Annotated in this window: 13 protein-coding genes; 10 read left to right on the plus strand and 3 right to left on the minus strand. The window is 37.1% G+C overall.

Translation table 11 applies throughout. The annotated features are described in order from the left end of the window. Positions 1-43: 43 nt before the first annotated feature. The 8 genes from J4G36_RS02485 to J4G36_RS02520 all read left to right on the plus strand — a co-directional run bounded on the left by J4G36_RS02485 (position 44) and on the right by J4G36_RS02520 (position 6,221). Positions 44-1,357: a sugar ABC transporter substrate-binding protein gene (locus tag J4G36_RS02485; RefSeq protein WP_368668711.1), complete on the plus strand. Its 1,314-nt coding sequence runs from the start codon at positions 44-46 to the stop codon at positions 1,355-1,357. 59 nt (positions 1,358-1,416) lie between these two features. Further along, positions 1,417-2,370 (plus strand): carbohydrate ABC transporter permease, encoded by a 954-nt coding sequence (locus J4G36_RS02490; RefSeq protein ID WP_210468386.1) that lies wholly within the window; start codon positions 1,417-1,419, stop codon positions 2,368-2,370. An 18-nt stretch (positions 2,371-2,388) separates the two neighbouring features. Then, entirely contained in the window at positions 2,389-3,198 is an 810-nt protein-coding gene (locus J4G36_RS02495; protein ID WP_210468387.1) for a carbohydrate ABC transporter permease, read from the plus strand. A 488-nt stretch (positions 3,199-3,686) separates the two neighbouring features. Beyond that, positions 3,687-3,998, plus strand: coding sequence for a hypothetical protein (locus J4G36_RS02500; protein WP_210468388.1), 312 nt, complete (start codon positions 3,687-3,689; stop codon positions 3,996-3,998). 6 nt (positions 3,999-4,004) lie between these two features. Continuing rightward, positions 4,005-4,214 (plus strand): hypothetical protein, encoded by a 210-nt coding sequence (locus J4G36_RS02505; RefSeq protein ID WP_210468389.1) that lies wholly within the window; start codon positions 4,005-4,007, stop codon positions 4,212-4,214. Positions 4,215-4,367: 153 nt separating this feature from the next. Then, positions 4,368-4,715, plus strand: a complete 348-nt coding sequence (locus J4G36_RS02510) for a hypothetical protein (RefSeq protein ID WP_210468391.1) — start codon at positions 4,368-4,370, stop codon at positions 4,713-4,715. A gap of 158 nt (positions 4,716-4,873) precedes the next feature. Next, positions 4,874-5,413: an RNA polymerase sigma factor gene (locus J4G36_RS02515; protein ID WP_210468393.1), complete on the plus strand. Its 540-nt coding sequence runs from the start codon at positions 4,874-4,876 to the stop codon at positions 5,411-5,413. Continuing rightward, positions 5,406-6,221 carry a hypothetical protein gene (locus J4G36_RS02520; RefSeq protein ID WP_210468395.1) on the plus strand — a complete coding sequence of 272 codons (816 nt, stop codon included), beginning with the start codon at positions 5,406-5,408 and terminating at the stop codon, positions 6,219-6,221. The genes J4G36_RS02515 and J4G36_RS02520 overlap by 8 nt, the downstream gene beginning before the upstream one ends. Before the next feature lie 249 nt (positions 6,222-6,470). On the opposite strand, the gene J4G36_RS02525 is transcribed toward J4G36_RS02520, so the two are convergent. Then, a complete protein-coding gene (locus tag J4G36_RS02525) occupies positions 6,471-7,175 on the minus strand; it encodes a CPBP family intramembrane glutamic endopeptidase (protein ID WP_210468397.1) in 705 nt (234 codons plus the stop codon). Between the two features lie 88 nt (positions 7,176-7,263). On the opposite strand from J4G36_RS02525, the gene J4G36_RS02530 reads away from it, so the two are divergent. Beyond that, entirely contained in the window at positions 7,264-7,992 is a 729-nt protein-coding gene (locus J4G36_RS02530) for a MerR family transcriptional regulator (protein ID WP_210468399.1), read from the plus strand. Positions 7,993-8,127: 135 nt separating this feature from the next. Here J4G36_RS02530 and J4G36_RS02535 read toward each other — a convergent pair whose 3' ends face one another. After that, on the minus strand, positions 8,128-10,632 hold the full coding sequence (locus tag J4G36_RS02535) for a PIG-L family deacetylase (RefSeq protein ID WP_210468401.1): 2,505 nt from the start codon (positions 10,630-10,632) through the stop codon (positions 8,128-8,130). Between the two features lie 380 nt (positions 10,633-11,012). Further along, a complete protein-coding gene (locus J4G36_RS02540) occupies positions 11,013-11,588 on the minus strand; it encodes a uracil-DNA glycosylase (protein WP_210468403.1) in 576 nt (191 codons plus the stop codon). 113 nt (positions 11,589-11,701) lie between these two features. Between J4G36_RS02540 and J4G36_RS02545 the strand changes: the two genes are divergently transcribed. Next, entirely contained in the window at positions 11,702-12,127 is a 426-nt protein-coding gene (locus tag J4G36_RS02545; RefSeq protein WP_210468405.1) for a VOC family protein, read from the plus strand. Positions 12,128-12,233 lie beyond the last annotated feature (106 nt).

The raw sequence follows: 12,233 nt of genomic DNA on the forward strand, positions 1-12,233 counted from the left end.
CTTTATGTCCTTTAAAATAATTTAATAAAAAGGGGGATTTACAGTGGTGAAAAAATGGTGGCTCGGTATAGTGGCACTTGGATTGTTATCCGTATTGATGGTTGCTTGCTCAGATGACAAAGATTCAACTGACAAAGACTCAAAAGATAAGGAAGGGGCGGGCGAGGAAATCGTATTGGATTATTGGCAATACGCATTTGACGCAAAGGTTAAATTGATGGACGAGCTAATTGAGGAATTCGAAGCGGATAACCCTGGTATTAAAGTAAAGCAGACTAATTTTCCGTATGATCAATATAACGAAAAAGTAGCTGCGCAAGTACCGGCGGGGAAAGGTCCTGATGTCATCAACCTATTCTACGGATGGGTTCCTAAGTATGTTGATTCTGGATATTTACAGCCTCTACCACAAGACGCATTCCCACATGAAGAAATTGAAAGTGAGTTTTTCCCGTTAGTTGAAGCGACAAAGCTTGACGGTGAATATTGGACAATTCCTACCGCAGTAAGAACACTAGCATTATTTTACAACAAGGATCTTTTTGAAGAGGCTGGACTAGATCCAAACTCTCCGCCTAAAGATTGGGATGAGTTGCAGGAATATGCTGACAAATTAACGAAAGCTGATGGCAGTGGACGAATTGAGCAATCTGGAATGGCTTGGGAACCTTCACAGCAAGGGCATCAGTGGCTACGCGACGGTTTAACACGCCAGGCCGGTGGAGAAGTATTAAGCGCGGACAAGAAATCGGTTGTTTGGGGAGACGATCCTGCTGGTCTAGAAGCATTTAAATACTGGTTGAGCTTTCCAACTGATTTGGGTACATCTGAAGTTGGTTTCTATACAGATGATGTAACAGCTTTTCTGACAGAAAAAGCAGCAATGAATGTTGATGGTTCTTTCCGTATCGGTACCATTAAAAGTGATGCACCAGACCTGAATTACGCTGTAGCGCCACTTCCTGGAAATAAAGAGCAATCGACCAACGCATCATTCTGGACGAATGGAATTACTTCGAAAGTTGAAGGGGAAAGACTAGAAGCAGCAACTAAATTCCTGAAATTCCTAACAAGCAAAGAAACGATGGAAAAATGGATTGATGCAACTGGTGAACTACCAGCAAAAGAAGCGGTTGCAATGCAGGATAAATATGTCAACGATGAAGTTTACGGGGAATTTATCAACTCATTACCATTTGCAAATGCGCATTTCTTTGTAGATGAAACTGAAGAACGCCAACTTGTCATCGACGCAGCAGACAAAGTATTGCTGAAGGACATGGACGTAGAAGAAGCTTATAAAGAATTAGTAGAAGAGACAAAGAAACTGCACGAAAAATATTGGAGCGATAAGTAAAAAATAAGAACCAAAGGCTTTTATAGCCTTTGGTTCTATCAACTATCAGGAGGTGCGAAATGAAGGAGAATCATTCTGCATCGAGCAAGAAAGTGGATAAGACATCGTTGATACAGAAGTTCAGAGGAAATGTAAAGTATCAAAAATATCTTTTTGTCTACACTTGCCTGTTGCTTCCAATACTATTTTTTCTTGGCATTCGCATTCTTCCTACGTTATTCACATTTAACGTGGGTTTTCGGGATTGGAATTTGTTGGCGACCGGAGCAAAACCATTTATTGGACTTCAAAATTACCAGGCATTAATACAGGACAAAGTTTTCATCAAATCTGCAGTGAACACATTGATTTATATTGTGATAGGTGTTTCGGGGCAATTATTTTTTGGAATTATCGTTGCGCTATTACTACATAAAATAAATCGTTTCGTAGGGTTTTTCAGGGTCATCTATTTTATCCCCTATGTAACTAGTATCGTTGCAATCAGCTGGGTTTTTCAGTGGATATTGATGAAAAATGGAATTATCAATGATTTATTAATCAAAATCGGTTTATCACCACAACCATTTTTGAACTCGCCGGATCAGGCAATATACGTCATCATCGGCGCGATGATTTGGCAGGCTTTAGGCTTTCAAATGGTTCTGTTTTTAGCTGGTTTGGAGAATATACCCAAGATGCTTTATGAGGCTGCAGAGATTGACGGTGCAAGTCCTTGGCAAAAGTTTTGGCATGTGACGGTTCCGCTGTTAAATCCCACAATTGTATTCTCGGCAGTAATAGGAAGTATCAACTTCATTCAAGTATCCTTTACCCAAGTCATCAATATGAGTTCAGATGGCACTGGTGGCCCCTTGAATTCCACAATGACAGTTGTGGTATATATCTATCAATTGGCATTCCGGAAGTTTGATATGGGACTTGCTTCGGCAGCGACCGTACTGCTGTTTCTATTCATTTTAGCCCTGACCTTATTCCAAATGAAGGTCCTGACTAGGAAATTTGATTACTAGAGAGGAGGATGCAGAAGAATGAAACTTGGAAAGATTTTAACATACCTAGCTTTGATACTCGGTTCCATTATTATGCTATTTCCCTTTGTTTGGATGGTTTCTACCTCATTGAAGTCACCGATTGATATCTTTAGTCTGGATATTATACCGGAAAATATCACCTTCAGTAACTATATTAAAGTTATGGAAGAAAGTTTGTTTGCTAAGTGGTTTGTGAATAGCTTGATAATCGCAACAGTCACGACGATAAGTGTAGCGTTTTTTGATACGCTCGTCGGTTATATCATCGCCAAGTTCTCCTTTGTAGGTCGTGGCGTGTTGTTCATTCTTATCTTGAGTACATTAATGGTTCCGACGGAAATGCTTATTATTCCGTGGTATATGATGAGTTCGGATTTCGGATGGACGGATTCGTACTGGGGAATCTTGTTTCCGGGGTTAATGACTGGTTTCGGTGTATTTCTAATGAGACAATTCATGGAGCAGATACCCGATGACTTGTTGAACGCGGCTCGGATTGACGGTATGAATGAATTTATGATATTTTTCAAGATTGCCATTCCACAGGTTTGGCCAGCACTCGCTGCTTTAAGTATTTTTACATTTCTAGGCAACTGGAATGCATTCCTATGGCCGTTGATCGTTATCGAGTCTGAGGCACTCCGAACGCTGCCTGTCGGCTTATCGTTCTTCTCATCGGGAGAAGCGGAGTCGCAGTGGCATTTAATCATGACAGGTTCAACTATTGCGGTTATTCCATTAATCCTCGTGTTTATTCTTTTACAACGCCATATCATATCAGGAATTACTTTGACTGGAATGAAATAAGCTATCGTAAAAAAAAGCCGCTAAGGTTTTTATATGAATTAACAAGCTAAATAACATTAGTTTAGAACAACGATAAGCATCGCAAATAGCGGTGCTTTTTTTATATTTAAAAGGAGTTTTATGGTAATTATGATATGATAGCAGTAAGTTAAGTATATATTTAATGTTCAATAAACGGCCCATTATGCAGTCTGTAAAATGTTGCTTTGCGCTCCAGGCGCACGCTGATCCCTATGGAGTCGGTCGTATTCCGCTCCAAGCATATGATATACGTGTATTCAAAAATAGGACCATTTAATCAAATAAGTAAATTGGTAGTTCTTCCTTATTTCATTTTAAAGGGGAAAACTAAAAGAATCGTGAATTGTCAGCTGATTACAAGTATTTATTGAGAGAAGGTAATTTAAATTAAAAAGCTATTTTTTATTTTTTTCGTATTAATATTGTCGGTATTGGTCGTTGGGTGTACAAAAGAAGAGGTTCTTAGAGTGGGTACTCCTTTTAATGAAAATGGAATCGAAGGAGTCAAAATTCATAGTGACATCACAGATTCAGCATCAATTGAGGCATTAAGAGAAATCATTAAAGATGAAGTTAATATTGAAGAACCAAAAGACTTAGGGGAAGTAGCAGACACTTTCTTCTCACTTAACAGACTCAAAGAAAGTATATCTGAAATACAAAGATATGTTTGGTATCAAGATGATGCTAGCTCAATTTTATACAGTGATGGTGCCGATATTTATACTGCTCTTACCATGGAACAAACGAATGAGTTAAAAAGGATATTGGAACAATAACTCATTTTGAAGAAAGGCGTGGAGGATTTGAATAAAAAAACATTCTATCTCACACTTAGAATTGTTGGCATTATTGCTGTTTTATTATTTGCCTATTATAGTGTGTTGGAAGAAGATGTAGTTCAATTCATTAAATATCTTATTACACTGACAGTTGTTTTATTTCTAATTGTTTATTCTAATAAAAGGTCCAAACGAAAAGATGAAAATCTATGAAAACTTTTCAGCGCGCGGGTGCGATTCTAGAAGAAGGATCTGTTCTCTATTACTATATAAGCCCATTAACTTAGGCGTAATAAAATAATCCTTTTTAGTTAGGGGAGTAAAATGATATCTAAATTCGAAAAAGTCGTTAATTATCTTAACTCTATGATTAGATGGAAATCAAAACATAGTTCGGTAGGTTTGACTACTATTGCACCATTAAGGATTGTACCCGAATATATAAATATAGATTTAGAGAAAAAGCTAGTCACGGGTTTAGTAAAATATGATGGAAAAGAATATTTATCTGTAATTGTGGATGTTCGAAATAATAAAGTGAAAATAACTGGAAGTCTAAGAAGGATAGCTGAATTAACAAAAACGCTAATCGTTAATTACTTATTCCAGATTTGGGTATGTTTCCGATATAACAATACTTGCCAAATCAATTTCGGTAATCCAGTTTGTCGCATTTATGAAAGAGCAAAACGGTATGTAAAAGCATTACCATAAGCAAATTAATACGCCGTGTTGTTTTCGAAAAAGAAAACAAACATGGCGTTTTTTGTCTTCAGTAAACTAGTTAGGTTACGATAAAAGAAAGATCAATAGAAGAAACGGGTCAATGCCATCTTTACAATCGTCTAATCTTTTGAAGGGAGGGGGAAGCAGTGTTTATTCACCATAGTAATGAATTAGAAATTACTAAAGATGTCCTTTTGCATCAGTTAATGCTGAAGTATGGATCGGAGTTAAAACGGATTGCTTATTTGTATGTAAACGATCAAGTTGAATGTGAAGATATAATTCAGGAAGTTTTTATAACATGTTATGAAAACTTATCCAAGTTTCGGCATGAAGCCAGTTATAAGACTTGGCTTATTCGAATCACAATCAATAAATGTAAAGATCATCGTAAGCGATGGAGCATTAAGAACCTAATTTATAAACCAGAAATTTATCCATCGAATACAAGTCAATCGTCCGAAAATGTGTATTTTAAGCAACAACATTCCAGTGAAGTTATAGAACAAATCGCTAGTCTTTCAGGAAAATACAAAGAAGTTCTCATTCTTTATTACTATCAGGAAATGAATATGAGGGAAATTAGTGAAGTCCTAAATATTAGTATAAATACGGTTAAATCAAGACTGTTACGCGGAAAAGTAACTCTTCAAAGTAAACTTGAAAGGGGTAGTCAACTTGAATAACTTTGATAAGAAGATATCAGATAAAGTGAAAAGTTATTTGGATGAAAATGTTGAATTTTCGACTGAAGAAAGCGAAAGGATTCATCTGAGAATTCATCAGGGTTATCATAAATCAAGAAAGTTTAATCCGTTATATTGGACAGTTTTGGCTTCTGCTGCGATTATTTTTTTCATATTAAGCTTATCTTTTCTAAAAGGTCCAATTGTGGGTATAGACAACGAACTTGCTAGACAAGGTTCTGGTAATGAAAATTTCATTGTACCCGAGGGTGAAAAGTTAGCGGTAGACATGTCTGACATTGAACAAATGAATATTGGTTCTGAAATGCCCAGACTTTTATATGCCGATAACAAAATAGCGGTTATGCAGGGTGCATTTGGAGTAGTCGTATATAATATGCAAGATTCAATAGTTACAAATCGCATATCGTATGAGCAAATTAAGTCACATGGCATTACAAAGATGTTGGCATCTGTATCGCAAGATGGTACAACAATCTTTATTGGAAATGATGATATGTTTAATGAATTTATATATACTCATCAATACAATATTAGTACGAGAGTAATCAAAAAAACAACACAACAGCCATCAAGCTTGTATAGTCCTATAAATATCGAGACACCTGGTTACAATAAGCAATACGATAAATATTTCGATTTACAATATCTTACGGGTGACAAAATTGTAGAATTGGGTAATTCGTTTATCTATCTACGCTCTCTAGACTGGAATATGAAAAATCTGCAAATCGTTATTTGTCAGTATGAATATGGTGAAAACAAGGTTTTTGATGTGTTAAAATGAGAATTATAGCCATAACCAATGTTCACCAATCGGGTGCATTAATGGAATAGTAAAAGTGAAAAAGGGCCTTATAGTCCTTTTTTATTGGGGTAGCGAAATGTATTATTGTGTTTTGACATACAATATACATTAGCAGACCTACAATAGAACTTGTAATCCTGGTTACATAGGTAAAAGGAAAAAGTCCAATTCGTACGTGAATTTGGACTCTAATCGTGTGTTTAATTTAGGCTTTTCATAATAGTATCTTTATCCCGTAATCGTTAACAAAACCATAATTCCGTTCGTTAATCCGTGGATAATAACGGAAGGCCAGATTGAGTTTGTTCGTTCATATGCTAAAGCAAAGATGACACCACTAAAAAAGGCTACTGGAATTACATTATATGTTGGAATATGAACAATTGAAAAAATTAATGAGCTAAATAAAATAGATCCAATCAATCCTACGCGTGTACGAAACCAACGAAACAAGAAACCTCGATAAAAAATCTCTTCGTATATCGGAGAGATAATTGCTGCAGAGATAATAGCAATAAGAACTTTAAAGAAAGAAACGTCTTGCTGCATTGCCTCCGTTTTACTATTCTCCCACGTATTCCCAAAAAAACTAGTGAGCACTGTAATGAATACAACACCAACCATTATGATAATCGAGTATAAAACAATGAGTTTCCAATCCTTCACAGTGAATGATTTTATCCCCACTTCAGCCCAAGAAAGTTTTTTCGGACGAAGAGCAATAAAATATACACCCGAGATTAGAATGATTGCCATCGTTAATCCCATTAATGTTCCAGCATATAGATCATTATCAAACCATCGGGAAAAAACCGGTTGAACAAAAAACTTGATAAATCCAATTATAAATACAAACTCAAGCAACATTAACAAAATAAACTCTTTCATACCCCAACTGTCATTTTTTCTCCAGTTTACTTGATTTATTTCCATTAATCTTCCCTCTTCCTATATATGATATAATTCAAATATAATAGATGACGTTACGTCACCTGCAAGTATTATTTTTAGGGGGAATGAAATGAAAAAATGGACTACTGGAGAGATTTCTAAACAGCGAAACATTTCCGTTCGTACACTTCGCTATTATGATCAGATTAATCTTCTTACACCAAGTTTCAGGGATGATAACGGAAAAAGATTTTATTCTGAAGATGACTTATTTAAACTAGAAAAAATAATCATTCTAAAATCTCTTTCACTTCCATTGGGGGATATTCGTGAAGTGTTGGAAAAGCTTACATATAAACAAATCCTGATTTCTCACTATAATTACCTGCAAGAACAACACTTGATACTACAAAAAAGCATCTCTAATACAACTTCATTAATCAATATGATAGATTTGGAAGAAACATTATCTTGGGAGCGTGTTAATGAACTTATTCATCAATCACAAAAAAATAGTTCTAAAAAATGGATTGACTATTTTCATGATGATGAACAGGAGTTCTTACAAAAGACGATTCCAAATCTCAGCAATAATGATGAGGCAACACAGCAATATGTGTCTTTGTTGCGTCGAATTGAATGGTGTTTGGAACGAAGTATTAAGCCTGAATCAGACGAAGGATTTGAAATCGCTTCAAAATTGATTGAATTGTCAAATGACACTTTCCAGGGAGATACGAAATTAATGGAGAAATTCTGGGAGATTAGAAAACTACCATCCGAGGAAACAGGGCTATTTTCGATTTCAGAAGAAGTACTAGAGTTTGCTGAACGAAGCATTACTTATGTAGAAAGTTAATATGATGTCCAAAATAGGTATCATTCACAAACGTTGATATATAGGCAAAAGTAAAGAGTCCAATTCAAATGGACTCTTTTGTGTGTCTAATTTAGTTTTTGTACCACTCAACTGAACAAGTTAGACTCGATATACTTAGTTCTCTTCCATCCCATAGCTGATTAAATTCGTGAAAATTCGGTAGCCGCCAGGGACTTGATTATCGATTTGACGATAGAAGACCAGGTTTGTGTAAAGGTAGGTACCTTCACCGTACTCAGCCATTAAAATACCACTTGTGAATGGATCTTCGCCTGGGTCGGCCATGCTCACAAATGTTTCATAACGCTCATCCCAATTCATCGGGAAGTAGAGTCCGCGTTCTTGTACCCAATTATCCCAATCACTGTTTGTAATGTTATTCGGATAGTTGAACAGCTTATGTTCTGGCTGTGTCATGGTCACTTCGGCGTTTTCATCGGTTACGCGCCAACGGATTGACGGCGTTCCAATTTCTAGTGGATACGGAGCAGTTGTCTGTTTATCCCAGTTATCGCCAGGTTTATGGTATTGAACAACCAGATGTCCACCGTTCTCTACGTATTCATGCAATCGTTCATTATTTTGGACAAGGTCTGCCCGCGATAGATTGGCTCTGATTCCGGTGACAATCGAGTCATATACAGATAAATCTGCTGAAGCAAGATCTGCCTCAGTTAGTTTAGTTATGTCAACTCCTGCATTTATTAAATCGTCTGCAATTGTATCAAATCCACTTTCGATATAACCTACTTTCAGATTATCCGGTTTCAATAGTTCGAATGCAACGCCATTAATAGCTGAAGAATAAAGGAAATAAGCATCATTTATATGGTTATACTTAATTTCCTGTACAGTGTTATCGAATGTTTTTCCATGAGATGTTGCAAGGACATCGATAGAAAAATTACCTTCTTCAACCTGCCGGGCAGGGTGGATAATAAAATCTATTTCTTTTTCGTCGAAACGTTCTGAAAAGCTGACATCAATTTGCTCTGGATTGCTTGTCCATCCATCAGGTAGGTTAAGAGAAACAGATGCAATATTTTCTCCTTTGGAATAATTCTTGACGCTTACGGTTACAGGAACCTGTTCTTGTACATCAGCCGTATTAATCATCAAGTTGACTGGATTGGATGAAAGGCTAATTTCTGGAAGCACGGCCACTGTGTTATCAAGCTCCATAATGCTTTCGGCTTTAGTTCCATTTTCTTTAAACGTGATTTTGGATTGAAGACTTGATTCGTTATATGGATGGAAATATTCTTCATCGTTTGGTACTGTCACATTAAAAGTGATTGTTTTTGACTCATTCGGTTTTAAATGCTTTATTTTATCCTTTGTACTAATCTTCCACTTTTTAGGTGCCAAGAGCGTGGGTTCGATATGCTTAATCATATCGCCACCTTCGTTTGTGATTGTCATACTGACATTCGTACTTTCTCCTCGAGTCAATACGTCTGAATTAATTGTCGTTTCAACTTTCAAGCTTGAAGAAACAAAGCTGACTTCCTGTAACTGTTCTTCTTTCAATGCAAGTTTATGAAGTAAGTCATTTTTCAGTGATGCATCCATTTTTGCCTTATTCGTATCTGCGATTAGCTTACGAATATCTTTTAAAGCCTTTTGCGATTCGAATAAAATCAAATTGCGTTCAGGATAAAGGTCAATAATACCATCCAGTTTATTTTGTAGTTTTTGTAAATGAACACGTAAATTATTTTTTGGAACAAGTTGTGCCCAATCATTCAAGTCATAGGGAATACCTGCGAAGAGCTCATTGCTCTTGGCATCAACCGAATCCTTGATGAGTTCTAGATGTGCTTGTCTAGGTTCCGCAGGAAGATCTCTACCCATTCCTTGACTCTTATGCAAGTACCTCGATGCTTCCCCAAGTTGTGGGTAAGTCATTTGATAGATTGGATCATAATCGCCAATTTCAATAGATGTTGTGGCAGTGTCTTCCGATTCTGCCGGCAGATAAACCTTCTTGATTTGCCAGACGGCTAACCCTTCAGTTAACTGTTCTGGGAAGACGGATGGATCCGCAGCGTCTTCAAAGGTTCGTTCACTTAATATTGTCATTGCGCGATGATGTCCATGCTGATTATCGACATCGCGGAAGGATGGCATCACAATATCCGGTTGATACGTTCTGATGAATCTAATTAATCGTTCATAAGTTATTTCTTCTCCCCATTTTTCTAGTGTTTCTTCAGGTGATTTGGAAAAACCGAAATCATAGATTGCATCTGAAGTTGTTTCACTTAAATGATAAGCCTTCACGCCAGTGATTTTGGCTGCCTCAATCATTTCGTTGGATCTTATGATTCCAAGTCCGTCGCCAAGTTCTGTACCAATTTCATTCTGGCCGCCTTCACCGCGATTGGCAATGACACTGGCTGATTTGACACCAAGCCCTCTGGATAAATAGGCGAGTAAGTCGCTTCGCTCATCATCTGGATGTGCGCCAGTATTTAGAAATGTAACGGTTGTACTCAGCGGCTTTACTGCATTCCATAAATCCACGTCTGGACTGGCCGGTGCGTTGTTTATCCCGGAGAGGGGGGCCATTGACAGCAGCAACATTAGGGACGTCAGTAAATTAAATATTTTCCTCATTATTGTAACCCCTTTCATTTTTTTGTTAGCAAATGAAATCGTACAATAGATGATAAACATTTCTTTTTAGTTAGTAAGGATAACTAACTAAATAGCTGTTATCATTCGCTTATAATCCACTCTATAGATTTGTCTGTGTATTGTAAATGTTGCAAAAGTTGTATTTATTCGGTGGGGAAATCCCTTTAAGTTAGCGAAATAAAGGGGAATAAGTCTTTGGTGATAGGTTGTTTTACATCTTCTTAGATCTATTCCAATGAGGAGGTAGATACTTCCTCCTCACTGAAATAGATTCCACAAGCTAATACTATACAACATCTAGCAATAAACGCACAAAGTCTGCTCCAATCCTAGATACTTAAGTTATTGATAAATTATAATCAAATTAATCGTCGATAACGTTCCGCAACAAACTCCCAGTCTTGAAGAAATAGCTGTTTTAAATTTGGACGACGTCGGATAGCTAAGGGATGATAAGCCACTGTAGTTGAATACCCCTTAACGCTATGCCATGCACCGCGAAGGCCTTTCACATCAACTTCTTCGTTTTCAAAGAAAGATTGAACAGCGACATTTCCTAGGCAAATAATTAGTTTTGGTTTTTTCTCTTCCAGTTGTTCATGCAAATGTTGCATGCAAATTTTCCTCGTTTGCTCTTTATCGTACGCACGCGTTGGTTTTCTTTTGATAATGTAGGTAGCATATACATCCGATTCTTTCAGACCGACTTTGTTTAGCGATTCCTGCAAAGTTTGTCTAGTCCCACATACAATTGAATTACCTTCACGATCCTCACGTGCTCCAGGATTATCTAGAATGATCATGATTGGTGCATTTGGATTGCCTTCGCCCCAAACCATTCGTGTTCCGTGTTTATAAAGTCCGCATTCACAACAATCTCTATAATTTTCGGGAGTGAGCTCTTCCGGCCAAGCTACTGGGCAAAAATCGGACATAGACTTTCATCTCCTTTTATAACTTAGGGTCTCCAAGTACAGCTGAATTATTAATCTTTTCAGATAACTGATATAATTAGGTACGTAGTTCATTAATTCGAAGGAGTGATGAAATGGCTGTAGATGTTTATTTGAATTTTAATGGGAATTGTCGTGAAGCTGTTGAATTTTATGCGGAAGTATTTGAAACAGGGAAACCAGAAATTATGACTTTTGGAGAAACACCGCCCAACCCTGACTACCAACTTCCAGAAGAAGCGAAAAATTTAGTAATGCACACGCGACTAAACATTAGCGGAAGCAACGTCATGTTTTCGGATGTTTTTCCAGGTCAGCCGTTTGTCGCGGGAAATAACATCAGTCTTGCGTTTGTCAGTGATGATCAGGATGAAATCAAATCCGCATTTAGTAAACTTTCCGATGGCGGTAACGTTCGCATGGAACTTCAGGAAACGTTTTGGAGCAAGAGCTACGGCAGTCTAAAGGACAAGTTTGGAATCGAATGGCAATTTAGTCATGAAGAAGTTCAGGAAATGTGAAAATACTGTACTACAGTAGAGCAGAGGATTTTTCTTTGCTCTTTTTAATTTGTTGACTGAAACAATTAGGAGCCACTCCCTATAGACGATAGTTGAAAAGTTCTGT

Source organism: Sporosarcina sp. 6E9 (assembly GCF_017921835.1).
Classification (GTDB): Bacteria; Bacillota; Bacilli; order Bacillales_A; family Planococcaceae; genus Sporosarcina.